We start from the raw sequence: 25,931 nt of genomic DNA, 5'->3' as shown, positions 1-25,931 counted from the left end.
GGTGGTACGGGTGGCAGACGGGCGGGAGTCAGCTCGCGCGGCGCCGGGCCAGCAGGACGTTGGCCCCCGCCACCAGCAGGCCGCCGGCGAAGATCAGCGTCCCCATGACGTTCACCTGGGGCGGCACCCCGGTGCGGGCGGCGCTGTAGACCCAGAGCGGGAAGGTGACGGTGCGCCCGGCGTTGAAGCTGGTGATCACGTAGTCGTCGACCGACAGCGCGAAGCACAGCAGCGCGCCCGAGACCACGCCGGGCAGCAGCATCGGCAGGGTGACCAGCCGGAACGCCGTCCAGGGGCCCGCCCCCAGATCGCGGGCGGCCTCCTCCAGTGTCGGGTCGTAGCCGGCCATCCGGGCGCGCACCGTGATCGCGACGTACGGGATGCAGAACGCCACATGGGCGACGACCACCGTGCCGTACCCGCGTGGTACGCCGAGGACGATGAACAGCGAGAGCAGCGCCGCGCCGAGGGCGATCTCCGGCGCGGCGATGGCCGCGAAGAGCAGCAGGTCCACCGAGCCCCGGCCGCGGAAGCGGTAGCGGCCGAGGGCCATGCCGATGGGGGTGCCCAGCAGGGTCGCTACCACCGCGACGACCAGGCCGATGCCGAGGCTGTTGAGTAGGGCGTCGGTGAGGTTGGGGATGGCGAACAGGTGCTCATACCAGGTGAGGGTGAAGCCCTGCCAGGTGAAGTTCACCTTGCCGCTGGTGTCGTTGAAGCCGAAGAGGATCATCACGGCGATCGGCAGCAGCAGCCAGCCGATCACCAGCCAGGTCCACAGCCGCAGTCCGGAGACGCGGCGGACGGTACGGCGGCGGCGGACGGTGCGCGAGGGGGTGGCCGTGGTCGTCATCGCGCGGCCACCTCCAGCACGTCCCTGGTGCCCAGCGCCCTGGCGTAGAGGAAGACCGCGATCAGCAGGGTGCCCATCAGGAGGAACGACAGGGCCGCCGCCCCGGGGTAGTCGAGATTGGTGAAGTACTCGGTCTGGATGATGTTGCCGATCATGGTGGTGGAGGGCCCGCCCAGGATCGCGGCGTTGACGTAGTCGGCGGAGGCGGGCACGAAGGTGAGCAGGACCCCGGCGAAGACGCCCGGTAGCGACAGCGGCAGGACCACCCGTGCGAAGGTCGCGGCCCGCCCGGCGTACAGGTCGGCCGCCGCCTCCAGCAGCCGGGGGTCGACCCGCTCCAGGGCGACGTACACCGGCAGCACCGTGAAGGGCAGGAAGTTGTAGGCGAGTCCGCCGATCACGGCGTACGGCGTGGCCAGCACATGGAAGTCGGCGGGCAGCAGGCCGAGGTGCTTGAGCGGCCCGAGGACCACGCCGTTGTCGGCGAGCACCACGTTCCAGGACTGGGTGCGGATGACGAACGAGACGAAGAACGGCAGCAGCAGCAGGAAGAGGTACACCGACTTGTGCCGCCCGGCCCGGAAGGCGATCCAGTACGCCACCGGGTAGCCGATCAGCAGGCAGCACACGGTGGCGGCGCCGCCGTACAACAGGGACCTCACCAGCTGGGTGTGGTACGCGGCCAGCGCGTCCCCGTAGGTGCCTATGTGGAAGGTCTGCCGGAAGCCGTCGATGAAGTCGCCGGTCTGGAGCGACAGCGACAGCATCACCAGCACCGGTGCGACGAAGAAGGCGGCCAGCCAGAGCCAGCCCGGCAGGACCAGCAGATACGGGGCGAGGGCGGCGACCGGGCGGCGGCGCGCCCGCCGCGCGGGGGGCCGGCTCACGCCTGGTAGATCGGTTCGAACAGTGCGTTCCACTGCTTCTCCTCCGCTCGTTCGAGCACCCGCATACGGCGCAGCCTGGACTGGTCGGACTCGCTCGGGAACACCAGCGGGCTGGTGCTCAGCGCCTCCAGTGCGGCCCGCCGCTCGCCGGTGGCGGCGGCCGCCTCGCGGACGATGACGTCCCGGGCGGCGGGGACGGGGCAGATGAACTGGACCGTCTCGGTGATGCGCGCGGCGACCTCGGGCCGGTACGCGTAGTCCATGTAGGTGAGGGCGTCCACCGCGCCGGCGGCGGTGACCGGCAGGCACAGGTTGTCGGTCCACAGCAGCCCGCCCTCCTCCGGGATGACGAACTCCAGCCGGGAGCCGCTGCGGTTGGCCTGGTAGACGTCTCCGGAGTAGACGAGCGAGGCCCAGAGGTCACCGCGCTGGAGGGCCGACTGGTAGGTGGCGGTGGAGTACGCGCGCACCATGCCCGCGTCGCGCTGCCCGCGCAGCCAGTCGGCCGCCCGGCGCCAGTCCTCGGGGGTGGAGGTCTCGGGATCGCGGCCGATGGCGAGCAGGGCGACGTTGCCCATCTGCACCGCGTCGTTCCACATCCCGACCTTGCCGCGGAGCGCCGGGTCGCGAAGGTCCTGCCAACTGGTGATCTTCCGGCCGACCTTGGCCGGGTCGTAGCCGATCCCGGTCATCCCCGACTGCCAGGGCACGGTGTAGACGTTGCCGGGGTCGAAGGAGCTGTTCTTGTAGGCGGCCCCGCCGTGGCGGGCGAAGTTCGGCAGCCGGGAGTGGTCCAGTGGGGCCAGGTAGCCCAGCTCGATGTACTTGGTGAGGTAGCTGTCGCTGCCGACCACCATCAGGTCGTGGCCGATGCCCTCGCCGGAGGCGAACAGCGGTTGGGTCTTGCCGAACCAGGAGGCGCTGTCGTCGATCAGCTCCTGGTAGGTGACCTTGACCCCGGTCCTCCTGGTGAACTCCTCCAGTGTGGGGTGGCGGCTCTGGTCGGCCGGGTCGGCGTCGATGTACTGGGTGTAGTTGGCGAAGTCGAGCCTGCCGGTACGGCGTTTGCCGGACCAGAAGTCCCGTACGGCGGCGGCGATCTCGGCCGGGCCGGTGGGTACGTCCTTGCGGGCGCCGGGGACGGAGCAGGCGGCGAGCGGGGCGAGGGCGGCGGCACCGAGGGCGGACCGCAGCAGGGTGCGCCGGGAGTACCGGGCCGGGCGGGGCGCGCCGGGCGGGGGAGGCAGGGGCATGGCGGTGGACCTGTCGTCAGCGCGGGGCGGGGGCGTCCGGGCCCGGCGCCGTGACCGGTGCGGGGGCGGGCGCGGGGGCCGGGGCGAGCGGGTAGGAGTGGGCGGTGGCCCAGGTGAGCCACACGGTGTCGCCCCGCCCGGGGGTCAGCGCGGCGGTGCCGTCGTTGGGCTGGAAGACGGTCAGCTCCGTGCCGGTGGCGGTGCGCACCGCGTAGCTGGAGGAGGTGCCGAGGTAGACGACCTCCTCCACGGTCCCCCGGATCCGGCTGACCCGGCCGGCCGGCGGGGCCGCGCCGAGCGTGATCTTCTCCGGCCGTACGGTGACCTCGACCGGCGAGCCGGCCGCGGCGCCCTCCGGCAGCGGCAGCACGACCTGCTGGCCGCCGCCGAGGTTCAGCACGCCCGTCCGCGTCCCGGCCCCGGCCTCCGCCCCTGACTCGGTCCCGCTGTCGGCGAGCCGCCCGGAGAGCACGTTGGAGGTGCCGATGAAGCCGGCGACGAAGGCGGTGGCGGGCCGCTCGTACACCTCCCTCGGCGGTCCGACCTGCTCGACCAGGCCGCCGTTCATCACGGCGATGCGATCGGACATGGTCAGCGCCTCGGCCTGGTCGTGGGTGACGTAGACGAAGGTGATGCCGACCTCGCGCTGGATGCGCTTGAGCTCCAGCTGCATGGACTGGCGCAGCTTGAGGTCCAGCGCGCCCAGCGGCTCGTCCAGCAGCAGCGCCCGGGGGCGGTTGACCAGGGCGCGGGCCAGGGCGACGCGCTGCTGCTGGCCGCCGGACAGCTGCCGGGGGCGGCGGTCGGCCTTGTCGACCAGTTCGACGGTGTGCAGCACGCGGTCGACCCGGTCGTGGATCTCGCCCTTCGGCACCCGGTGGCGGCGCAGGCCGAAGGCCACGTTGTCGGCGACACTGAGGTGCGGGAAGAGCGCGTACGACTGGAAGACCAGGTTGACGTCCCGCTGGTCGGGCGGGACGCCGACCATGTCGCGGCCGTGCAGCAGGATCCGGCCGCCGGTCGGCTCCTCGAACCCGGCGATCATGCGCAGGGTGGTGGTCTTGCCGCAGCCGGACGGGCCGAGCAGGGAGAAGAACTCGCCTTCGCCGATTTCCAGGTCCACCCCGCGCACGGCGGCGCCGTTCGCGGCGCCCTTCCGGTCCCCGCCGTAGTCCTTGACGACGTCGACGAGGCTGATGGCGGGACCGGGCGGGGTGGTGGCGTGGTCGTGGGCCGGCGGTGGCGCGGCGAGGGTGTCGGGGGCCATCCGTGGTACCTCCGCAGGGGATCCGGGTGGGTGCGAAGCTCCTGGCCGCAGATGCGGCCGCGTCGGTGAGCGACGTCATCGTCAGCGTGGTGTCCGGTGATTGATAACGTTACCAACGGCCCGTACCTTACCCACGCCCCTCGGCCACCCGTCAATGGTTGAATGCCGGTGGATCTCATCCAACCTTTCCCCGGCGTTCACCCGCCGGGCCGTCCCGGAGCAGCCGCCATGCCGCAACCCGCCCGCCCGCCCCGCCGCGTGACCATCCCCGACGTCGCCCGGCACGCCGGAGTCGGGCAGGCCACCGCGGCCCGGGTGCTCGGCGGCTACGGCTCCGCCAGCGCCGCCACCCGGGAACGGGTGCTGGCCGCCGCGACCGAACTGGGCTACAGCACCAACGCGGTGGCCCGCAGCATGATCAGCGGCCGGACCCACACCCTCGGGGTGGTGGTGGCCGACGTGGAGAACGCCTACTTCGCCCGCGCCGTACGCGGGGTCAGCGACGTGGCCGCCCGGGCCGGCCTGCAGGTCGTCCTCGCCAACACCGACGAGGACGCCGAGAAGGAGCGGGCAGCGGTGCAGATGTTCATCGAGCGCCGGGTGGACGGCCTGGTGGTGACCCCCGCCGGCTCCGACCACGCCCACCTGGACAAGGCCGTCGCCTCGGGCATCCCGGTGGTCCTCCTGGACCGCGCGCTCGGCGGCGCCGGACTCGACAGCGTGGTGGTCGACAACCGGGAGGCCGCCAAGACCGCCGTCGCGGGCCTGACCGACCGGGGGCACACCCGTATCGCCGTCATCACCTCCGCCTCCCCGGCCACCCCGGCCGACGACGACGCCGCCCTGGCGAGTGGCGCGGACATCTGGACCACCACCGAGCGCCTTACCGGCTACCGCCAGGCCCTGCGCGCCGCCGGCATCCCCCGCACCGCCGAGGTCGTCCGCCACACCGGCTACGACCGCGCCCGCGCCCGCGCCGCCGTACTGCGCCTGATGACCGCCGACGACCGGCCCACCGCCGTCTTCACCACCGACAACGTCGCCACCCTCGGCACCCTGGACGCCCTGCGCGACCTCGACGCGCGCCTCCCGGCCGATGTGTCGGTCATCGGCTTCGACGACGCCGAATGGGCCACCCTCATCCGCCCCCGCCTCACCGTCGTCAGCCAACCCGCTCAGGACCTGGGCGGGTTGGCCGCCGAAATCCTGCTACGCCGCATCGACGGCTCCACCGCCCGCCCCCGCCGCCACACCCTGCGCAGCACCTACATCGACCGCGAATCCACCGCCCCCGCCCCCACCACCCCCCGCCCCCTCCGCTTGCCGCCACCGGCCTGAGGCCCGAACACCCCGAAGGTCCGGTGCGAGCTCCCCGGCCGCGGCGTCCCGAACCAGCAGCTCCTCCGCCGCACCCAGCAACACCCCGGCAACACCGGTGCCCGGACAGGCCGCTGCGGCCTGTCCGGGCACCGGTGTCCCGAAGGGAGCTGGGCGGTCGGTCAGCTGCCGGCCGGCCTCGGGGCGACCACGCAGTTGGACTTGCCCGATTCCAGCGCGCCGTTGACCGCCGTCATGCAGAACTCGTAGTTCCACACGCCCGGGAACAGGTACGCGACCCCGTGGTGCGTCTCCTGGATGACCATCTCCTCGGCCTTGGAGGGACTGCCGTCGTGGATGTTGCGGATCCACACGCGGTAGCCGCCCGCCTGGGGAGAGCCGGTCCAGTTCAGCTGGACGGTCGTCGGGTCGGTGGAGGTGACCTTCAGCCCGCTCGGGGCCGGCGGGGTGCCGGCGCCGACGACGACGGGCCGACCGGCGGCGGGCAGACCGCCGCCCGCCTTGTTCCACGTCTGTACGGCCAGGGCGTAGCGGTGACCGGGCTTCAGGCCCCCGAAGTGCAGGGCCTTGCCACGGGTACCGACGGACTCCACGAACGCGCCAGGGGTGTCCAGGTCGTAGGCGAGCACCCCGTACCGCTCGATGGTGTCGGTGTACGGGCCGGTCGGGGTGCCCCAGGCGAAGTCGATGCCGGTCGCGGTGGGGCGGGTGACGATGCCCACGGGTCCGGGCGCGGTCTTCGGGTGGGCCGTGGCGCTCACGGTCCCCGACCACTCGGAGGTGGTGTCGCCGTTGTTCGTGCGGACCTGGTACTCCCACTTCTGGCCGTCCATGAGCCAGGTGGTGTCGAACCGGTTGCCGAGGGAGCGGGTGGTGCTCCAGTCGGTGACCCCGGCCAGGCGGGAGCGGACCTCGTAGCCGTACGCCCCGAAGACCGGGTCCCAGGTGACGACGATCCCGCTGTCCGCGGAGACGGCCCTGACATTGACCGGCGTGCCGAAGGGCCGCGACGGACCGGCCGTGGGGACCCGGGGAGCGGAGGACCCCAGCCCGAACTCCTTGTACAGGGTGGACCCGAACGCGCCCGCGATCTGGTACTCGCCCACGGCGTTGGGGTGCAGGCCGTCATAGGCGGCGGGGCACCCGGCGGGCGCGCAGTCGTAGGCGCCCTGCCAGTCGACCAGCTTGACCGGCGAACTGCCGGTGTTCCAGCGGGGGACGGCGTCGGCCAGCAGCTTGTTGTACGCGGTCGTGTTGCCGATCAGGTCGTCGCGGCCGTCGATCTTCGTCCGCTGGGGGACGTTGGCCAGGGCGAACTTGAGGTCCGGCTTGGCCGCGCGAGCCTCGTCCACCAGCGTCTTCATGCTGGCGAGGGTGCCGTGGGCGTCGCTGACGAACCAGCCCATGTCGTTGAAGCCGAGGCCGACGAGCATCAGGTCCGGCTTGTACCGGGCGACCTGCTCCTTGATCAGGCTCTTGTCCTGGGCGGCCTGCCGTCCCCACACCGCGAAGTGGTCGCTGTCGAAGAGCTCCACGCCCCTGGCGTAGGCACCGTGGGTCCGGGGCGGGCCGGGCGCCGGCTCCGGTTCGCCCTGGAGGCGGGGCGGCTGCGGGGCGGACCCGGTGTCCTGGGGCTTGGTGCCGGTGTAGGGGCCGACGAAGTCGACCGGTACGCGCTGGTCGCGGAACCACTGCCACAGCCGGTAGCGCCAGGTGTAGTCGCCCTCGTGGCCCTGGGTCATGGAGTCGCCGACGACCATGACCCTCAGGGTGCCGTCATCGCTCCGGTTGCGGGCGATGATGTCGTCGAGGAGCTTTCCGCCGGGGAAGTCCATCATGACGACGCCGAGCCGGTCCAGCTTCTCCCGGCCGCCGAACTTGCCGCCGCGGCCGGAGTGGAACTCGGGGCAGCGGTCGTTCTCTCCCTGGAGGCACTGCCTGAGGAAGGAGTTGACCCCGGTCGCCGTGGGGGTGCCGCCGGCCACGGTGTAGGGGTGGGCTCCGCCGCCGGTGCCGCTGGTGTAGTTGATGTACAGCGCGCCCGGCTGGTACGGGTACTCCTTCTCACCCGGTCGCGACGAGTCCCAGGTCCCGTTGGACCGGCGCAGATGGGCCCGCGCCTTCTCCCACTTGCCGGCGATGTCGCTGATGGTGGCGACCTCGTACTCGTCCTGCACGTACTCCTTGTTGGAGCCGCCCGCCGGATACGGCTGCTTGATGCCGTACCCGTCGTAGATGCCGCCCTTGGTGCCCCGGAAGCCCATCAGCACGACCTTCCCGCGCACCTCCCCGAGGCTCGGGACGCGGTCCGCCTGGCCCCACCCGTTCACCGACGGACCCCAGAACAGGTCCCGCCACGCCGTGTCCTGCGTGTACTCGTCCCCCTTCCCGGTGTACGAGCGGCCGTCCAGATAGGAGTTGAAGACCTTCTTGCGCCACTCGTCGGTACGGAAGCCCTCGGCGTCCTCGCAGCCGAAGGTGCCGCCGTCGCACTCGGCCTTCAGATGCAGCAGCACCGTCTCGCCCGGCTTCTCGCGCAGGAAGTCACGGGTCGCGTTCAGGACGTCGGTGAAGTTGGCGTACTGGTAGGCGCTGCCGTGGTGGATGGTGAACTTCAGCCCCTCGTCGCCCTTGTCCAGCCGGACCCTGATGTCCAGGGCCCTGATACCGGCGCGGAACTGGGTGGTCAGCGTCTTCGCGCTGAACCCGTGGTTCTCCTGGGTCTGGGTGATGCTGGTGGCGACGCCGCCGCACTTCCCGGTCTTCGGATCGAGCTCCCCGCACAGCGCGAGACTGTCATGGGTACCGGGCACCGAGAGCCAGGACAGGCTGGTGCCGTCCGCGACGCGGGACATCCAGTCGGCGTTGGCCGCGGACGCGCTGGTGATGCTGTTGTAGGCATCGCTCGCCTGCGCCGGCGTGGCACCCAGGGCGATACCGGAGAGGGAGAGCACCAAGGCGAGTAAGGCCCCGAACACGGCCCTGCCGCGCTGCCGCGGCTCTCTCGTCGTCCATGCGGAAAGGGAAGGCATCTGCACCTCGTCGGGACGTGGCCACGTCATACGCGGTCACCGGATGGGACGCCCGAAGTCTCGCAGCGCACCATGACACAAGGTCCAGACCTTCACGACGTGTAACCAAGATCACCCACCCCCGACCGCCACCCCCGGGCCCCCGGCGGCCGCACGGGATGGGATCGCCTCAGCAGTCCTCCCCGAACTTCACCGCGGTGAACTCGACCGGCTGCCCATCCAACGCCGTACCCACCGAGGGCGATTGGGTGCACACCTGCCAGTTGCTCTCCACCAGCACCATCCGCCCCTGAGCCGCGTCGGTGACGGTGATCGACGTGCCGGAGTCGAGCGCGTCGCGGGCGACCTTCACGGACTTCCCGACGAAGTCCGGCATGGTTCCCTCGGCCGCATCCGGCGCCTTGGCGTCGCCGGCCGGGCACTCCTCCTCCAACTTCACCGCGCCGAAGTCCAACGCGGTGTCGGTCGGGACGGTCTTGCCGGCCGCCACGTTCTGCGAGCACACCTTCCAGTTCCGGTCGAAGGCCTGCACACGCCCCCGCCCGGCACTGTCATGCGACGTAAGCGCGAAGAAGCCCTCCTCCTGCGCGGCGTCCTGGGCGGACTGCAGCCCCATGCCGACGAAGTTCGGAACCGCCTTCCTCTCGGCCGAAGCCTCGGCGGTGGGCCGGGTGGCGGCGGGCGCGGCCAGGGTCGACCCTGTAGCGGCCGGAGTCGGTCCCGTAGCGGCCGGGTCGCAGCCGACGAGGCCCACCGCGGCGATGCACGCGAGCGCGGCGATGATGGTGCGAGTGTTCAACGCGTCCCCCAGGATGGTTCGTGAGGGCCTGCCCGTAGCGGGCCCCACACACTCCGTGGTGCCACATGCTCCCGTGGTGATGGAGTTGTGACCGAGCAGCGGAGAAGACGTCTGGCCGCCCTGCCCCAGGGTCGGGTGCCGAATGCCCAGGGTCCCTGCGCGGGACACGAGAAGATCGGTTTCTCCTCCTGTCACCAGCCACCGATCGGGACAGGGCCACTTGACGAGTGGTGGAGTTCGTTCTCGGCTGCGTACCGATCGGCAACGACGAATGTGCTGCGGGCGAGGTCCCTCAGATACGGAAGCGCGACGAAGCTGGCTGCCGAGACCGTGAGTCCCTCGGTGGCCAGGAGGTGCCAGAGTTCCCGCCAAGCTTCCTCGTCGAGGGACGGCGATCGCAGAACCCGCTCGAGAACAGGCGGAACCTCGTCGTAAGGTCCGCGCCCGCCCCTAGGCAACTGCCACTCGATCACTCACCGATTCAAGCACGGGCCCCACGGGGCCTGAGTCGGAGAGGTCGTGCATCCTGACCGAATGACGCAGACCGGAGCCGACCATGTGAAGGTGCATTTCCACCTCGAGACGGATGGCGATTGGCCTCCCGCCTCGGTAGAGAGTCTTTGGGCTCTCGACCACGGCGACGGCACCGCGCAACTCGACAACACTCCTTGGTTCGTACGCGGCGTGGCGTGCGGAGACGTCCTTGCCACCCACCCCGACGAGGAGGGCGTTCTCTGGGCGGGCCATGTGGTCGAGCCGTCTCAGAACTGCACGATCCGACTCATCGTGTTGCGGGACAAAGGATCTGGCGCGGCACTGCAGAGCGTTCTGAACGCCTTCGCGGAACTGGGAGTGGGTGGAGAGGGGATCGAGCGATTCGGCATGGTCGCCCTCGACGTGCCACCGGAGGCGGACCTCGCGAGGGTCCAGCGGCTCCTCGATCACGGCGTGGCCCAAGAATGGTGGGACATGGAAGAGGGCCGTATCACCGACGCCTGGCGGGCAGCACAGTCGGGGTGAGCGGCGTGCGCGCCAGTTACGCACCGACGGCTTAGCTCCAGATCCCATCCGGGCCGCGGTGGAGGCTCCTGCGTTGCATCCGCCGAGCTGCCTCTTCGAGTGCTGCCCGTTCCTGGGCTCGCCGGGACGTATCCGGGTCCGTGAGGTCGAAGCCGAGCAGCGGGACCTCGTCCGGGTCAGCGTCCTCGGGCAACGACCGGCCTTCCAGGAGGAAGCCGAACAGGACTCGAAGGGCATCATTGCCCAGTTCCAGAGGGCGGAACGGCAGCGCGTACGGCTCCTCGTCCCACTCCGGGTCAGGCTCCACGGGCCGGTCACCAGCCCAGTAGGGCATCTCGAAGGGGAACGGGTCACCGATGTTCTCCACGATGCCGCCGTCCGGCGAGAGGCTCAGCGAGCGGCGGAGGCGGCCCTCCTCCCAGACCGCGAAGGCAAGCCAATCCGAGACGCTGTGCATCGCGTGCAGGATCACGCGACGGCCCGCGGCGGCCTCCAGAAGGTGCGCCGGGAGTTCCGACGGGCGGTCGAACATCAGACGCCGATCGCAGACCAGGTCCATGCCCGGGAAGCTCGCCGCATACGCGAGGCGCTCTGGCGGGTACGTCGATTCCCCCAGGACATCGCCCTTCGTCGACTCCATACCCCAGCCCGGGAAGACCTGGGCAATCACCGCCGCCGTTCCCTCAGCCGTCGGCTCGCCGGCCTCCCGCAGCGCCGAGGCCACGTCTCCGTCCGCGTACGCCAGTAGCGCCGTCTTCGCTCCCATGCGACGCACGCTAGGAGCGTGTCTCAGTAACCGGCAACTGACCGAGTGGTCGTACTCGTCGAGGTTGGTTGTGGCCGCCCGGCCTGTGTCTGCCGCGCGGGTGCTGGTCCTGTCGGCCCGGGAAGCGGCCCAGAGGGCCGGTGGCCCGGGCCGGTCAGGCGATCGCTGCGGCGAGTCCTGCGGTGCCGACGTGCCGGAAGGTCTTGCGGAAGTTGTGGCAGGCGGTCAGCGGGCGCCACTCTCCTCGGGCGCCGTCCTCGCCGCGCAGGAGGAGCCGGCGGCCGTTCTGGCAGGTCATGATCTGCCCGAAGACGGGTTCGACGATGGCCTTGCGGCGGCCGTAGGCCTTCCGACCGTGCTTGGTCCGCAGTTTGCGGGCCATACGCTCCTTGAGCGTGGCGTCCTTGGGGACGCGTCCGCGTGGTGCGGGTGGGACCTGTTCGTCGTGGCCGAGGCGGCCGGTGGCCATGAACGTGTCGGTGCCGCCGAACAGTTGGCGGTCCTGTGCGGCTTCGAGGTTGGTTTCGGAGCAGTAGCCGGCGTCCACGAGGGCCTGCTTGGGGTGGGTTCCGGTGTTGGCGGCGGACTGGTCGAGCATGCTGGCGTAGTTCAGCGCGTCGGAGGCGTTGGTCGTCACATCGGCGGTGGTGATGACCTGATGCTGCTCGTCGACAACGGCCTGGGCGTTGTGGGCCTGGATGCAGGCGCCGTCGCTGTTCTTCATGATCCGCGAGTCGGGGTAGGTGAACTTAGCCTGGGCTTTCGGCTTCGGGCGAGCGTTCGCGGCGGCCTGCTCGCCGGCGTCGGTGACGGCCTGCTCGTCGCTTTTGCCGGCGCGCAGCTGGCGGCGTTCCTTGCCCTCGGCGTGGCGGCGGGCCTTGTCGGCAGCCTCGGCCTCGATCCGGGCACGGGCGGCCTGCAACCGCGCGAGGCGCTTCTCGCGGCGGCTCAGCTCGGCGGGCAGGTCTACCTCCTTGCCGTCGACGCCAAACCTGGCGTCCTCGGCAGTGTCGACATGCTCGGCGTTGGCCAGCAGGGCGGCAGCCGTGGCCTCCAGCTCGGCGATCTCGGCCTCGACGCGTTCCTCCTTGTCGACGAGGCGCCCGTAGCTCATCGCCTTGTGCTTGGAGGCGTTGGCCTCCAGTTTCGTGCCGTCCAGGGCGACACGGCCCATCTTGACCATGCCGAGCTTCAGGGCGAGGTGCAGGGACTGCAGGACCAGGTCGGCGAGCGCGTCGAGGTGCCGACGGCGGAACCGGGCGATCGAGCGGAAACCCGGAGCCTGGTCGGCGGACAGGAACCGGAAGGCCACGTCGTCCACACACTTGCGCTCGATTGCCCGGGAGAAGCGCACACCGGTGGTGTAGCCGTAGATCAGCAGCCGCACCATCAGCCGCGGATCGTAGGGCGGGTAGCCGCGCTTTTCGGTGTAGTCGGCCAGGATCGGCGCCAGGTCGAGCGCCTGGTCGACCGGGTCGGCGACAAACCGCGCCAGGTGGTCCTCCGGCAGCCAGTCATCCAGCGACGGCGGCAGCAGCAACGCCTAGCGCGGGTCGAACGCCCTGAACCGCTTGTCCACCGCCGCCGCCGCACGCGCCCGAGGCCGTTTCTTCTCGACCGGCTCGGCCTCGAACAGGCCCTCCCTATCACGCATACCGACATCATTCCGCACGAATGATCACAGAATCGAGGCAGGCTGCCGGTTGCGGCCTATTCCGGTCCCCCTTGTCCCATGCGCTTACCGGCTTCGAGGTCGGTCAGTGGCTCTGCCGGGGTGTCTGGGAGCGGAAGCTGCGGCCGAGTTCGGGGCCCAGCCCGAAGTAGTGACGGAAGTTGTAGATCAGTGGGCTCCACACGGTCGGGTCGATGTGCTGGGAGCCGGGGACGACGATGCGCGGATCGGCGTGGACCTTGAGCACCTGGGCTTCGACGATGAGGAAAGCTCCGGAGGCATCGGGTTGGACCCGGGCGGCGCGGGCCTCCAGTTGGATGGGACATTCGGCGGCCCTGGGTGGCCGAACCAGCTCGGAGGGTTCAGGTCGCAGGCCGGCAGCGGCGAACTTGTCCGGCTCGAAACGGAAGGTGCCGCGCTTGTCCACGGGTATCGGGGTGCGTCCGGTCAGCGGCGCCAGCCGCTCCACCGCCGGCCACTGGGCGGGCGCGGGGAGGTTGACCACGAGATCGGGGCGGCTGCGGAGATTGTGCGCGGTCTGTCCCTCAGGCCCCAGACCGAGGACGATGACGTGGCCCAGTGCCCAGGCCGAGGACATCGGCGCCAGATTGAAGGAGCCGTTCTCATTCTCCGTCGAGAGCAGTACGACCGGCGTCCCGAAGTACAGGATGCTCGGCTCGATGGCCGCATGGGCGGCCGACGTGTTGTTGGGTGTGGTGCTGGGTGTCGCGGTGTCCATGGGAGTCGACCGTAGGGTGAAGACTCTTCGGCCCTCGCCGAAGGATCGCTGGTGGATGATGGACGGCGATGAGAAGCCATGACGCGCACCCGGAGGGCCCGGACCTGGCCGCTCTGGCCGGACTTCTGGCGGACGGCACCCGCGCGAGCTTCTGCCTGGCCCTTCTGGACGGTCGGGCATGGACCGCGACCGAGTTGGCGCGCCATGCAGGGGTGGCCGCCTCGACGGCCACCGAGCACCTGAACCTCCTGGTCGGCGGAGGACTGCTCGCGCAGGAGCGTCAGGGCCGTCATCGCTACGTCCGCCTCGCCGATCCCGAGACGGCCCAACTGATCGAGACCCTTGCCTCCATGGCGCCTCGACGCGGCGATCCGCCCCGCTCACTGCCCGCTGTCAACCGGAGCCGGGCGTTGGCCCGCGCCCGCACGTGCTATGACCACCTCGCGGGCGCCCTCGGGGTCGCGATCACCGAGGCGATGACCGACCGGGGGTTGCTGGACTGGGAGCAGGGGCTTGCGCTCACCGGCAACGGGACCGACTGGCTGGCCGAACTCGGCATGGTGCTATCGGCCGCTACGCGGCGTCCGCCCGTCCGCTCGTGCCTGGACTGGACCGAACGCCGCCCTCACCTGGCCGGTGCCGTCGGTGCCTCCCTGTGCCGTCACGCCTTCGACTCCGGTTGGATCACCCGGATCGGCACCAGTCGCGCCGTCGCTCTCACCGAGACCGGTCGCCGCGCGCTTCGAGTCCACCTCGGCCTGTCCGGCGAGACGCACACTCCCATCAGATGAAGACCGATCCCACCCGGTCAGACACTGTCGTCCCCGGCCCCGCGCCGCAGTCTGTGGTTCGTTGGTGACCCACGCTCCTAGCCCCCACCACTGACAGCCCCGCCGTCCCGAAGACACCGGAAGTTTTCGGGAGCGGCGAGCGACTGAGTACGTTCACGCAGGTCAGAGCCACTCTATTCCCCTACCCACCAAGTCCCTTCTAAGTACTTGACCACAGGTCGAGTCCTACAAAGAGCAAGACGGAAGGCTTTCTTCGGTTACGCACAGTTCTTCATCGGCGATCGGAGGAGCAGCACAGCCAGCACCTGGGACCAGGTGTCCGACTCCCAAGCTCCGGAGGGAGCCCAGGGACAGCCGCCGATCGCCCCCAAGCATTCGATTCGGTCTGAAGACGACGCCCCTCTGTGTCCGCCCCTGATCTTCAGCGCGGTCGACACGGGGCCATCCCCGGCGTCCTCGCGGCGGCCCAACTCGTTCCATCCACGGTCACGGCGCCGCTGTCCGGCTCCTGAGGCCTGCCCGTCGCACAATCACGTCCGACCGCTGCCCACAACCCCTCGGTGAAACCGGGAAGGAGCACGATGCCGAGTTCGGTCGCAGCATGAGCGGCGGTCGTGAACGGCCCGAACAGATCATCGGTACGCCGCCCGTAACGGCGAGGGAACCCGATGGTTGATCAGGCGTGAGAATCCAGGAACGTCGCAGAGGGACGCCCACGCCGCGCGATGCCAACGCGCGAAGGGTCATGGTCGCTCAGCGAAGCCGGGACACGGCTCCGGAGCTTGCGCTTCACCGGGCTCTGCACTCGTTGGGCTTCCGCTACCGCGTGGACCTGCCGATCGTCGGCATGCCACGTCGTCGCGCCGACGTCACGTTCACGAAGTGGCGCACCGCCGTGTTCGTGCAGGGCTGTTTCTGGCACGCCTGCCCGACTCACCTGCACGCGCCCCGGCACAACTCGGAGTGGTGGCGGCAGAAGCTTCGGGGCAATGCCCGCCGCGATGAGGAGACCGATGCCCACCTCACGCTGATCGGTTGGCTGCCCTCCGCATCTGGGAACACGAGACCGTCGACGGCGCAGTCAAGCGGGTGGCGGCCGGCGCTCGCCACCCGGGGGCATCCCCGCGCCCTGGCCATCAACACCTGGGCTCCCGTGTCGGAACGGGCGACCGAGGGCTTGTACAGGAGCGTGTGCGGCATCCAAGACACACGCGGGACGGGACTCTCAGTCGTGGGGAAGCCACCACGACGCCAGCACCATCCCAGTGGAGGTGGAAGACGCCTTGCGTAATCGGCAGGACAGGGAGGGGGCAACCCCCAACCCTGACCTGACACCCCATCAGAACGAGCGTCAAATGAGCGTTGCGAGCGTCATCTCAGCGTCAAGGTATCGCCCGCAACGCCCACACCGCGCATACCGCGCGCCAACAAAGCCCCAGGTCAGAGCCCTTACTTAACCGGCTCCAGAATCGCCACGCACTCCACATGGTGCGTCATCGGGAACAGGTCGAACGCCCGCAGGGTCCGGGGCCGGTAGCCGGCTTCGCGGAAGTAGGCGAGGTCGCGGGCGAGGGCGGCGGGGTCGCAGGCGACGTAGGCGATGCGGCGGGCGCCGAGGGTGGCGAGGCGGGTGACGGTGTCGCGGCCGGCGCCGGCGCGGGGCGGGTCGAGGACGACGAGGTCGGCCTCGGTGATCCGGGTGCGGGGCAGGACCTGCTCGACCTTGCCCTGCTCGATGCGGACCCGGTCGAAGTGCTGGAGGTTGTGGCGGGCGTCCTCGACGGCGCGCTTGCCGAGTTCGACGCCGAGGACGGCGCCCTGGTCGCCGACCCGGTCGGCGAGGGCCCCGGCGAAGAGGCCGGCGCCGCAGTAGAGGTCGAGGGCGGTGTCGCCCTTGCGGGGCAGCAGGCCCTGCATGACGGCGGTGACCAGGGTGTCGGCGGCCTTGGGGTGGACCTGCCAGAAGCCGCCGTTGCCGACGCGGTGGGTGCGGTCGTCGGCGCGTTCGCGGACGAAGGGGCGGCCGTGGACGCGGTGGACGCTGCCGTCCCGCTCGTGGATACGGAGGACGGAGACGGGCCGGTCCAGCTCGACGATGGGCAGGCGGGCGCCGGGGCGCGGCGTGAGGACGACCTGGCGGTCGGCCGAGCCGGTGGCGGCGATCGCCTCGATGGAGGCCATGCCCGGCCACTCGCGCCGCTCGATGCCGAGTTCGGAGATACCGGGGGCGGCGATCAGGCAGCGGTCGATGGGCTCGACCTCGTGGGAGCGGTGGCGGCGCAGTCCGGCGCGGCCCTCGGCGTCCACGGCGTACTGGACGCGGGTGCGCCAGGCGGGCACCTCGCCGGCGGGAAGCTTGTCGCCCTCGGCGGGAACGACGGTGCCGTCCCAGCCGGCCTCCTCGGGAGTGAGGCCGGCCAGCCGCTGGAGCTGCTCGGCGATGACCTCGCCCTTGAGGCGGCGCTGGGCACCGGGCTTGGCGTGCTGCCAGTCGCAGCCGCCGCACCGGCCCGGCCCGGCGAACGGGCAGGGGGCCTCCACCCGGTCCTTGGAGGGGGTCAGGATGTCGACGGCGTCGGCGCGGAGGTAGCGGGAGTCGGCCGTGCCCTCGGTCACCCGGGCCACCACCCGCTCCCCCGGCAGGGTGTGCCGGACGAAGAGCACCCGCCCCTCGTCGTTGCGGGCGATGCAGTGCCCGCCGTGCGCGACGGGGCCGACCTCGACCTCGTACTCCTCCCCGACCAGCGAGGGCTGGGGGGAACTCCCGGAGGAGACGGAGGAGGAGGGCTCGGGGGCGTGCGGCATGGCGGCGGAGCTCCAGGGAGGGGTGGGGGCGGGACGGTGGGCGACCCGGAGGGACGGCCCACCGGTCAGGGCGGGCAGCCCACCAGTCTACGCGGACATGGGCAAGGGTCCGTACCGCCGCCGGCCCCGACCTCGGGCTCCGTCAGCCCTTCCCGTTCCCGTTCCCGTTCGCGGTGCCGTTTCCGGTGCCCGGCCGGGACGGTTCCTTGCCGTGGCGGGGGTCTACCGGGCCGCGGCGGACGGCGCCGGGGGCGTTCCATTCGGAGCGCTTCTTGGCGCGGCGCTTGGCGGCCTCGGAGGACTGGAGCTGGTAGGGCACCGAGGTGACCATGACGCCGGGGGTGAAGAGCAGGCGGCCCTTGAGGCGCAGGGCGCTCTGGTTGTGCAGCAGGTGCTCGTACCAGTGGCCGACCACGTACTCGGGGATGATCACGCTGACCGCGTCCCGCGGGTTCTCGCGGCGGATGGACTTGACGTACTCGATCACCGGGCGGGTGATCTCGCGGTAGGGGGAGTCGAGGATCTTGAGGGGGACGTTGATGGAGCGGCGTTCCCATTCGTCGCGCAGCGCCTTGGTCTCGGCGGGGTCGACGTTGACGCTGAGGGCTTCGAGCTTGTCGGAGCGCATCAGCTTGGCGTAGCCGACGGCCCGGAGGGTGGGGCGGTGGAGCTTGGAGACCAGGACGATGGAGTGCACCCGGGAGGGGCGGGCGGTCTCGTCGCCGGGCTCGTCGGGGGCGGAGATCTCCGCGGCCACCCGGTCGTAGTGCTTCCGGATCGCGCTCATCACGCCGTAGAAGATCACCATGCCGAGCAGCGCGACCCAGGCGCCATGGGTGAACTTGGTGGCGAGGACGACGATCAGGACCAGGCCGGTGAAGGTGGCGCCGAAGGCGTTGATGGCCCGGGAGCGGACCATCCGGCGGCGGACGGCGGGGTTCTTCTCGGTGCGCAGATGGCGGTTCCAGTGCCGGACCATGCCGGTCTGGCTGAGGGTGAAGGAGACGAAGACGCCGACGATGTAGAGCTGGATCAGCTTGGTGGAGTCGGCCTCGTAGATCCCGACCAGCAGCATCGCGGCCCCGGCCAGCAGCACGATGCCGTTGGAGAAGGCCAGCCGGTCGCCGCGGGTGTGCAACTGGCGCGGCAGATAGCGGTCCTGGGCCAGGATCGAGCCCAGCAGCGGGAAGCCGTTGTAGGCGGTGTTGGCCGCCAGGAAGAGGACCAGGGCGGTGGCGGCGGCGAGCAGGATGAAGAAGAAGGTGCCTTCGCCGAAGACGGCGGCGGCGACCTGGGAGATCACCGGGTTCTGGACGTAGTCGGAGCCGACCGGGACGCCGTCGCGGATGAGGTCGGTGGAGGGCTGCTCGGCCATCTTGACGCCGGAGGCCATGGCCAGGCCGATGATGCCGCAGAACATGGTGACGGCCAGGCCGCCCATCAGGGCCAGGGTGGTGGCGGCGTTCTTGCTCTTGGGCTTGCGGAAGGCGGGGACGCCGTTGCTGATCGCCTCCACGCCGGTGAGCGCGGCGCAGCCGGAGGAGAAGGCCCGCAGGAGAAGGAAGACCAGGGCGAAACCGGCCAGGCCCTGGTGCTCGGGCTTGATCTCGAAGTCGGCGGTGGGGGCCTTCATGGTGTCGCCCAGGACCAGCGACTGGTACGCGCCCCAGGCGATCATGATGAAGACGCCGGCCACGAAGACGTACGTGGGGATGGCGAAGAGCTTGCCGGACTCCCGCACCCCGCGCAGGTTCATCACGGTGAGCAGGCCGATCACGGCGATGGCCGAGAAGACCTTGTGCTCGACCACGAAGGGGATCGCGGAGCCGAGGTTCTCCACGCCGGAGGAGATGGAGACGGCGACGGTGAGGACGTAGTCGACCAGCAGCGCGCTGGCCACGGTCAGCCCGGCCCGGGGGCCGAGGTTGGTGGTGGCGACCTCGTAGTCGCCGCCGCCGCTGGGGTAGGCGTGGACGTTCTGCCGGTAGGAGGCGACCACGGTGAACATCAGGACCACGACGGCGACCGCGATCCAGGGGCTGAAGTGGTAGGCCGACACACCCGCGATGGAGAGGACCAGCAGGACCTCACCGGGCGCGTACGCCACCGAGGAGAGCGGGTCGGACGCGAAGACGGGCAGGGCGATGCGCTTGGGGAGGAGGGTCTCCCCCAGCCTGTCGCTGCGCAGCGCCCGGCCGATCAGGATGCGTTTGGGCACGTCGGTCAGTTTGGACACGCAGAGGATCGTAAGCGGTCGAATTCGGCCGTACGTACCTCCCACCCCGCCGCCGGGAAATCATTGCGCGCCCTTAACGCGCCGGTGCTTGATCAGCCCTGTCAGGGGGCCCGGGCCGCGTCGGCACCCCGGGATGCGGGGTTGCCGGGGGTGGCGGAATAAGCTCGTCGTCGGACAGCACCGCACGCGGCCCGAGAAGAGGCCGAAAGAAGGCCGAGAGAAGGCCGGGAGATGGCCGAGAGAGAAGAGTGAGCAGGGTGTTTGCGCAGGTGGTCGTCATGGTGGCCGTCACGGCGACCAGGAGTGCGGGGTAGCGGACGTGCACATCGTCATCATGGGCTGCGGCCGGGTCGGTGCCGCGCTGGCGCAGACCCTGGAGCAGCAGGGGCACACGGTCGCCGTCGTCGACCAGGACCCGACGGCCTTCCGCCGGCTGGGCTCGGGCTTCGGCGGGCGGCGGGTCACCGGGGTCGGCTTCGACCAGGACACCCTGCGCGAGGCGGGGATCGAGGAGGCCGGCGCCTTCGCCGCGGTCAGCAGCGGCGACAACTCCAACATCATCGCCGCGCGGGTGGCCCGCGAGATGTTCGGCATCGAGAACGTGGCCGCCCGCATCTACGACCCCAAGCGGGCCGAGGTCTACCAGCGGCTCGGCATCCCGACGGTCGCCACCGTGCGCTGGACCGCGGACCAGATGCTGCGGCGGCTGCTGCCGTCCGGCGCGGAGCCGCTGTGGCGGGATCCGAGCGGTGGGGTGCAGCTCGCCGAGGTGCACACCTCGGCGGCCTGGATCGGCCACAAGGTGAGCCGGCTCCAGGAGGAGACCGGGGTCCGGGTGGCGTTCCTCACCCGCCTGGGCGAGGCGGTCCTGCCCACGTCGCAGACGGTCCTCCAGGAGGGCGACCTGGTGCACGTGATGATGCGGACGGACGAGATCGAGAAGGTCGAGGCGGCGTTCGCCGAGGGGCCTGACGGGGAGAGTGGTCACTGATGCGGGTCGCTATCGCGGGCGCCGGCGCGGTGGGCCGTTCCATCGCCGGCGAGCTGCTGGAGAACGGGCACGAGGTGCTGCTGATCGACAAGGCGCCCACGGCCATCTCGGTGGAGCGGGTGCCGCAGGCGGAGTGGCTGCTGGCCGACGCCTGCGAGATCACCTCGCTGGACGAGGCGGCGCTGCAGCGCTGCAACACGGTGATCGCGGCCACCGGTGACGACAAGGTGAACCTGGTCGTCTCGCTGCTGGCGAAGACCGAGTACGCGGTGCCGCGGGTGGTCGCCCGAGTCAACAACCCCAAGAACGAGTGGCTGTTCAACGAGTCCTGGGGCGTGGACGTCGCCGTCTCCACGCCGCGGCTGATGTCGGCCCTGGTGGAGGAGGCGGTGAGCGTCGGCGACCTGGTCCGGCTGCTGCGCTTCAGCCATGGCGACGCCAACCTGGTCGAGCTGACCCTGCCGCCGGAGTCGCCGGTCGCCGGTACGTCGGTGGGTGACGTGGACTGGCCGCAGGACACCTCGCTGGTGACGATCATCCGCGGCTCGCGAGTGCTGACGCCGAGCCCCGAGGAGACCCTGGAGGCCGGGGACGAGCTGCTGTTCGTCGCGGCCCAGGCGCGTGAGGAGCAGCTGGAGGAGCTGCTGTCGGTGCGCCGGGGGGCGGCCGCCGGCGACTGACGGCGGAGGATGAAGGGGTACGAAGGAGTACGAAGAGGGGCCCGGGTGGCACGGTCGATGTGACCGTCTCACCCGGGCCCCTTGGCGTAGGCGGTGGTGCGGGCCGGTGGGACCCGCACGTTCAGACCCCGGTTCAGACCTCGGTGTCAGGCTGCGGTCGGACGGGGGCGGGGGCACCACCGACGCCGTCCCGCTCCAGCCGGGCCTTCTCGGTCCTATCGGCCTTCTCCGCCTTCTCGGCGGCCTCCATCTCGGCGAAGACGTCGATCGGCGGCGGCGCCTTGGCGAGGAACACCCAGGTCAGATAGACCGCCAGCAGGAAGGGCGGGATCTTCAGGGCGATCAGCACCCAGCCGAACTTGGTGGTGTCGGCCCAGAAGTACATCGGGAAGAGGATGGCGCACTTGGCGAGCAGGATGAGCCCCCAGGCCCAGCTGGCCTTGGTGTACGCCTTCTTGCGGCCGGGGTTGCGGGTCCGCCAGGAGAGGTTCTCCTTGAAGACCGGGCCGAGGATCAGGCCGATCAGCGGGACGCCCGCCAGGGCGGTGACGCAGTAGGCGAGGGCCAGGCCGAGCGTGTAGAGCATGCCCGGCAGGTAGAAGTCCTTGGCGTTGCCGGTCATCATCGCGAAGACCACGCCGAAGACGATCCCGAAGACGCCGCTGAAGGCGTGCTTCATGGTGTCCCGGCGGACCAGCCGGAGGACCAGCAGCACCAGGGAGACACCGAGCGCCGCGAGCGCGGAGAGGTGCAGGTCCTGGTTGATGGTGTAGATGGTGACGAACAGCAGGCCCGGCAGGACCGTCTCCACCAGTCCGCGCAGCCCGCCGAAGGCCTCGAACAGGGCGGCCTCGGTGACCGCCTTCGACGTCGCCGCCTCGGGGTCGCGGGGGTCGGGTGCGCGCTGGGCGTCCTGGTCGGTGGGGGTCGGCTTGTCGAAGGACGTCACCGGCTACTCCTGTCCGAGCGGTCGGAGCTCGTATTTGGGGTTGAAGAGCACCCGGCGGCCGTGGCTCAGCGAGATCCGGCCGGAGGCGATCAGCTTGCGGCCCGGCTCTATGCCCGTGATGGAGCGCCGGCCCAGCCACACCACGTCCAGCGGTGCCGTCCCGTCGAAGAGCTCCGCCTCCAGGGCGGGCACGCCGGCCCGGGGACGCAGGGTGACCGTGCGCAAGGTACCAGTCACCTTCACGATCTGCCGATCGTCGCACTCGGAGATCCGCAGGCATCCGGAGGCCTGGGCGTCCTCCTGGAGCTCCCGGGATTCCAGGTCCCCCTGGGAACTGGACAGCCGGTCGAGCATCCGGCGGAAACGACCGGCCGGCTTCTCTGCATGCCGATCGGGATGCGGACTCGCACTCATACAGCAAAGGGTACCGGCCCGCTCGGACACCGGATCCGGGCCGGAGAGCCGGTGGGCCGGGGCCGGGTGACCGGTTCAGCGTTCGAAGCGGTAGCCCATCCCCGGCTCGGTGATGAAGTGCCGCGGATGGGACGGATCGGCCTCCAGCTTGCGCCGCAGCTGCGCCATGTAGACCCGCAGGTAGTTGGTCTCCGTCCCGTACGAGGGCCCCCACACCTCCTGGAGGAGCTGCTTCTGGCCGACCAGCCGGCCCCCGTTGCGTACCAGCACCTCCAGCAGGTGCCACTCGGTGGGCGTCAGGCGGACGTCCCGGCCGTCGCGCTGCACCTTCCGCGCGGCCAGGTCCACGGTGAAGCCGGGGACCACCACCATCTCGGGGCCGTCGCCGCCGGCCGGCTCGGCCCGGCGGACCGCGGCGCGCAGCCGGGCCAGCAGCTCGTCCATGCCGAAGGGCTTGGTGACGTAGTCGTCCGCGCCCGCGTCCAGGGCCTGGACCTTCTCGTCGGAGGTGTGCCGGGCGGACAGCACCAGGATCGGTACCCGGGTCCAGCTGCGCAGCGCGGTGATGACGTCCACGCCGTCCATGTCGGGCAGGCCCAGGTCGAGGACGACGACGTCGGGGTGGCGGCTCGCGGCCAGCTCCAGCGCGCTCGCCCCGTCGGGGGCGGCGTCGACCTCGTAGGAGCGCGCCTTGAGGTTGAGCACCAGGGCGCGCACGATCCCCGGCTCGTCGTCCACGACCAGCACCCGGGTCTTGGGGGACCCGCTGTCTCCGGCCGGGGGCCTGCTGTCCTTCACCGGGGGCCTGCTTTCTCCAGGGAGGGGGGTGCCGGGGGTCCGGACGCGGACCGGGCGGGTACGGCGCGCAGGGTGAGCACCATGGTCAGACCGCCGCCCGGGGTGTCCTCGGCGGTCAGGGTGCCGCCCATGGCCTCGGCGAAGCCGCGGGCGACGGCGAGCCCGAGGCCCACCCCGGCGCCGCGCGGGGCGTCCCCGAAGCGCTGGAAGGGTTCGAAGATCCGCTCCTTGGCCTCGTCGGGGACGCCGGGGCCGCGGTCGACCACCCGCACCTCGACCCGTTCGGCCAGCGCGCTGGCGGAGACCAGGACCGGGGCGGCGCCGGGGCTGTACTTGACGGCGTTCTCCACCACATTGGCCACCGCCCGCTCCAGCAGCCCCCGGTCGACCTCCACCATCGGCAGGGTCTCCGGCACATCCAGCTCGGCGCTGCCGTCGGGCACCCCGCCGAGCGCCATCGGCACCACCTCGTCCAGGTCGGTGGGGCGCAGCAGCGGGGTGACGGTGCCGGTCTGGAGCCGGGACATGTCGAGCAGGTTGCCGACCAGGTGGTCCAGCCGGTCCGCGCCGGCCTCGATACCGGCCAGCAGCTCGGCCTGGTCCTCCTCGGACCACTCCACATCGTCGGAGCGCAGCGAGGAGACGGCGGCCTTGATCCCGGCCAGGGGGGTGCGCAGATCGTGGCTGACGGCGGCCAGCAGGGCGGTGCGGATCTTGTTGCCCTCGGCGAGCTTACGGGCCTGGTCGGCCTGGTCGACCAGCCGCTGCCGGTCCAGCACGACGGCGGCCTGGGCGGCGAAGGCGCCGAGCACCCGGCGGTCCTCCGCGGGCAGCACCCGGCCGGACAGGGCGAGCGCGAGGTGGTCGCCGACCGGCACGTCCACATCGGCGTCCTCGGGCCGGCCGACCGGGCAGGGGCCGATCCGCCCGGCGCTGGTCCATGGCTCGGTGTCGCCGGCCCGCTCCAGCAGGGCGACGGACTCCATCGAGAAGGTCTCGCGGACCCGCTCCAGCAGCGCGTCGAGCGCGGTCTCGGCGCCCGGTCCCGGTGGGGAGACGCCCACCCGCAGCACACTGCCGGCCAGGAAGGACAGCACCTCGGACTCGGCCCGCAGCCGAGCCGCCTGGTGGGTGCGGCGGGCGGCGAGGTCCACCACGGAGGCCACCGCGACCGCCACCCCGAAGAAGACCGCGAGGGCGACCACGTTCTTGGGGTCGGCGACGGTGAAGCGGTACAGCGGCGGGGCGAAGAACCAGTTGAGCAGCAGCGAGCCGAAGGCGGCCGAGGCGAGGGACGGGGCGAGGCCGCCGAGCAGCGCGGAGGCCACGGTCAGCGACAGGAAGAGCAGCATGTCGTTGGCGAGGCCGAGGTCGGCGTCGGTGTGCGTCAGCAGCAGGGTGAGCAGCGCGGGCCCGGCCACCCCGGTGAGCCAGCCCCACAGCACCCGGGAGCGCCCCAGTCGGCGGCCGCGCGCCACCGGCAGCCCCCGGCCGCGGGCGACCTCCTCGTGGGTCACGATGTGCACATCGAGGTCGGGCCCGGAGTCGCGGGCCACGGTGGCGCCGACGCCGGGCCCCAGCACGTACTGCCAGGCCTTGCGGCGGCTGGAGCCCAGCACCACCTGGGTGGCGTTGACCCCGCGGGCGAACTCCAGCAGCGCCTGCGGCACCTCGTCGCCGATCACATGGTGGAAGGAGCCGCCGAGGTCCTCCACCAGGGTGCGCTGGAGGGCCAGCTCGTTGGGCGAGGCGGAGGTGAGTCCGTCGCTGCGGGCGACATAGACGGCGAGGATCTCGCTGCCGGAGCCCCGGGCGGCGATCCTGGCCGCCCGGCGGATCAGGGTGCGCCCCTCGGGGCCGCCGGTCAACCCGACGACGATCCGCTCCCGGGCCTGCCAGGTGGTGCGGATGCCGTGCTCGCCGCGGTACTGCTGGAGGTACTCGTCGACCCGGTCGGCCGTCCACAGCAGCGCCAGCTCGCGCAGGGCGGTGAGGTTGCCGGGGCGGAAGTAGTTGGACAGGGCCGCGTCCACCTCGTCGGGGCGGTAGACGTTGCCGTGGGCGAGGCGCCGGCGCAGCGCCTGCGGGTCCATGTCGACCAGCTCGATCTGGTCGGCCCGGCGCACCACCTCGTCGGGCACGGTGTCCGGCTCGCGGACCCCGGTGATGGACTCCACCACATCGCCCAGGGACTCCAGATGCTGGATGTTGACGGTGGAGACGACCTCGATCCCGGCGGCGAGCAGCTCCTCCACGTCCCGCCAGCGCTTGGCATTGCGCGAGCCGGGGGCGTTGGTGTGGGCGAGGTCGTCCACCAGGGCCACGGCGGGGCGGCGGGCCAGCACCGCGTCCACGTCCATCTCGGCGCCGGAGGCGCCGGAGGCGCCTTCGCAGACGGGGACCCGCTCCAGGCCCTCCAGGACGGCGAGGGTACGGGGGCGGTCATGGTGGCTGACACAGGCGACCACGCAGTCGGTGCCGCGCCCCACCCGCCGGTGCGCCTCGGCCAGCATGGCGTAGGTCTTGCCGACGCCCGGCGCCGCGCCGAGATAGATCCGTAGCCTGCCGCGTCCCATGGGTCCCATTGTCGTATGTACGTCCGCTCTGATCGTTCGATGACCATACGGCCGAGCGGCGGGGC

Annotated in this window: 20 protein-coding genes and 1 pseudogene; 6 read left to right on the top strand and 15 right to left on the bottom strand. The window is 71.1% G+C overall.

All coding sequences use genetic code 11. The annotated features are described in order from the left end of the window. Positions 1-28 precede the first annotated feature (28 nt). From ABZ945_RS09295 to ABZ945_RS09280, 4 genes are read right to left on the bottom strand one after another with little or no spacing between them, the layout of a single operon-like run. Positions 29-853, bottom strand: a complete 825-nt coding sequence (locus tag ABZ945_RS09295) for an ABC transporter permease (protein ID WP_361266271.1) — start codon at positions 851-853, stop codon at positions 29-31. After that, positions 850-1,740 (bottom strand): ABC transporter permease, encoded by an 891-nt coding sequence (locus tag ABZ945_RS09290; RefSeq protein WP_361266269.1) that lies wholly within the window; start codon positions 1,738-1,740, stop codon positions 850-852. The genes ABZ945_RS09295 and ABZ945_RS09290 overlap by 4 nt, the downstream gene beginning before the upstream one ends. Further along, the gene (locus ABZ945_RS09285; RefSeq protein WP_361266267.1) at positions 1,737-2,993 is read right to left on the bottom strand and encodes a spermidine/putrescine ABC transporter substrate-binding protein; all 1,257 of its coding nucleotides are present in this window, start codon (positions 2,991-2,993) and stop codon (positions 1,737-1,739) included. Before ABZ945_RS09285 ends, ABZ945_RS09290 begins: the two co-directional genes overlap by 4 nt. 16 nt (positions 2,994-3,009) lie before the next feature. Further along, on the bottom strand, positions 3,010-4,260 hold the full coding sequence (locus tag ABZ945_RS09280) for an ABC transporter ATP-binding protein (RefSeq protein WP_361266265.1): 1,251 nt from the start codon (positions 4,258-4,260) through the stop codon (positions 3,010-3,012). A 258-nt stretch (positions 4,261-4,518) separates the two neighbouring features. On the opposite strand from ABZ945_RS09280, the gene ABZ945_RS09275 reads away from it, so the two are divergent. Continuing rightward, positions 4,519-5,598, top strand: coding sequence for a LacI family DNA-binding transcriptional regulator (locus ABZ945_RS09275; protein WP_361266263.1), 1,080 nt, complete (start codon positions 4,519-4,521; stop codon positions 5,596-5,598). Positions 5,599-5,759: 161 nt separating this feature from the next. Here the strand turns inward: ABZ945_RS09275 and ABZ945_RS09270 are convergent, their stop codons facing one another. Together ABZ945_RS09270 and ABZ945_RS09265 are read right to left on the bottom strand one after the other, a co-directional pair. Beyond that, positions 5,760-8,576, bottom strand: a complete 2,817-nt coding sequence (locus ABZ945_RS09270) for a phosphatidylinositol-specific phospholipase C domain-containing protein (RefSeq protein ID WP_361266261.1) — start codon at positions 8,574-8,576, stop codon at positions 5,760-5,762. 223 nt (positions 8,577-8,799) lie between these two features. Beyond that, positions 8,800-9,429: a PASTA domain-containing protein gene (locus ABZ945_RS09265; protein ID WP_361266259.1), complete on the bottom strand. Its 630-nt coding sequence runs from the start codon at positions 9,427-9,429 to the stop codon at positions 8,800-8,802. A 534-nt stretch (positions 9,430-9,963) separates the two neighbouring features. Between ABZ945_RS09265 and ABZ945_RS09260 the strand changes: the two genes are divergently transcribed. Continuing rightward, positions 9,964-10,449, top strand: a complete 486-nt coding sequence (locus ABZ945_RS09260; protein ID WP_361266257.1) for a DUF4265 domain-containing protein — start codon at positions 9,964-9,966, stop codon at positions 10,447-10,449. A gap of 31 nt (positions 10,450-10,480) precedes the next feature. Here ABZ945_RS09260 and ABZ945_RS09255 read toward each other — a convergent pair whose 3' ends face one another. The 3 genes and pseudogenes from ABZ945_RS09255 to ABZ945_RS09245 all read right to left on the bottom strand — a co-directional run bounded on the left by ABZ945_RS09255 (position 10,481) and on the right by ABZ945_RS09245 (position 13,626). After that, a complete protein-coding gene (locus ABZ945_RS09255) occupies positions 10,481-11,215 on the bottom strand; it encodes a hypothetical protein (protein ID WP_361266255.1) in 735 nt (244 codons plus the stop codon). A gap of 154 nt (positions 11,216-11,369) precedes the next feature. Continuing rightward, positions 11,370-12,851 (bottom strand): annotated as a pseudogene (locus ABZ945_RS09250) (transposase). A gap of 121 nt (positions 12,852-12,972) precedes the next feature. Continuing rightward, positions 12,973-13,626, bottom strand: coding sequence for a flavin reductase family protein (locus tag ABZ945_RS09245; RefSeq protein ID WP_361266253.1), 654 nt, complete (start codon positions 13,624-13,626; stop codon positions 12,973-12,975). Between the two features lie 68 nt (positions 13,627-13,694). On the opposite strand from ABZ945_RS09245, the gene ABZ945_RS09240 reads away from it, so the two are divergent. Then, positions 13,695-14,417, top strand: coding sequence for a helix-turn-helix domain-containing protein (locus ABZ945_RS09240; RefSeq protein ID WP_361266251.1), 723 nt, complete (start codon positions 13,695-13,697; stop codon positions 14,415-14,417). A gap of 745 nt (positions 14,418-15,162) precedes the next feature. After that, the gene (locus ABZ945_RS09235) at positions 15,163-15,708 is read left to right on the top strand and encodes a hypothetical protein (RefSeq protein ID WP_361266249.1); all 546 of its coding nucleotides are present in this window, start codon (positions 15,163-15,165) and stop codon (positions 15,706-15,708) included. 158 nt (positions 15,709-15,866) lie between these two features. On the opposite strand, the gene ABZ945_RS09230 is transcribed toward ABZ945_RS09235, so the two are convergent. Next, on the bottom strand, positions 15,867-17,222 hold the full coding sequence (locus ABZ945_RS09230) for a class I SAM-dependent RNA methyltransferase (RefSeq protein WP_361266248.1): 1,356 nt from the start codon (positions 17,220-17,222) through the stop codon (positions 15,867-15,869). A 142-nt stretch (positions 17,223-17,364) separates the two neighbouring features. Continuing rightward, positions 17,365-19,458 (bottom strand): APC family permease, encoded by a 2,094-nt coding sequence (locus ABZ945_RS09225; protein WP_361266246.1) that lies wholly within the window; start codon positions 19,456-19,458, stop codon positions 17,365-17,367. Positions 19,459-19,777: 319 nt separating this feature from the next. On the opposite strand from ABZ945_RS09225, the gene ABZ945_RS09220 reads away from it, so the two are divergent. Both ABZ945_RS09220 and ABZ945_RS09215 read left to right on the top strand, forming a co-directional pair. Continuing rightward, positions 19,778-20,449: a TrkA family potassium uptake protein gene (locus ABZ945_RS09220; protein ID WP_361266244.1), complete on the top strand. Its 672-nt coding sequence runs from the start codon at positions 19,778-19,780 to the stop codon at positions 20,447-20,449. Then, the gene (locus ABZ945_RS09215; RefSeq protein WP_361266242.1) at positions 20,449-21,129 is read left to right on the top strand and encodes a TrkA family potassium uptake protein; all 681 of its coding nucleotides are present in this window, start codon (positions 20,449-20,451) and stop codon (positions 21,127-21,129) included. Before ABZ945_RS09220 ends, ABZ945_RS09215 begins: the two co-directional genes overlap by 1 nt. Before the next feature lie 133 nt (positions 21,130-21,262). Here the strand turns inward: ABZ945_RS09215 and ABZ945_RS09210 are convergent, their stop codons facing one another. From ABZ945_RS09210 to ABZ945_RS09195, 4 genes are all read right to left on the bottom strand, one after another. Then, positions 21,263-22,078 (bottom strand): DUF3159 domain-containing protein, encoded by an 816-nt coding sequence (locus ABZ945_RS09210; protein WP_361266240.1) that lies wholly within the window; start codon positions 22,076-22,078, stop codon positions 21,263-21,265. A 3-nt stretch (positions 22,079-22,081) separates the two neighbouring features. Beyond that, positions 22,082-22,492, bottom strand: a complete 411-nt coding sequence (locus ABZ945_RS09205) for an OB-fold nucleic acid binding domain-containing protein (protein ID WP_361266238.1) — start codon at positions 22,490-22,492, stop codon at positions 22,082-22,084. Between the two features lie 75 nt (positions 22,493-22,567). Then, the gene (locus tag ABZ945_RS09200) at positions 22,568-23,290 is read right to left on the bottom strand and encodes a response regulator (protein WP_361266236.1); all 723 of its coding nucleotides are present in this window, start codon (positions 23,288-23,290) and stop codon (positions 22,568-22,570) included. Further along, positions 23,287-25,866 carry an ATP-binding protein gene (locus ABZ945_RS09195; protein WP_361266234.1) on the bottom strand — a complete coding sequence of 860 codons (2,580 nt, stop codon included), beginning with the start codon at positions 25,864-25,866 and terminating at the stop codon, positions 23,287-23,289. Before ABZ945_RS09195 ends, ABZ945_RS09200 begins: the two co-directional genes overlap by 4 nt. Positions 25,867-25,931: the final 65 nt, after the last annotated feature.

The sequence above is a fragment of the Streptomyces sp. NPDC046887 genome (assembly GCF_040644755.1).
Lineage (GTDB): Bacteria > Actinomycetota > Actinomycetes > Streptomycetales > Streptomycetaceae > Streptomyces > Streptomyces lichenis.
Note: the sequence above shows the minus strand (reverse complement) of the source record. Positions and strands in the feature narration are given on the sequence as shown.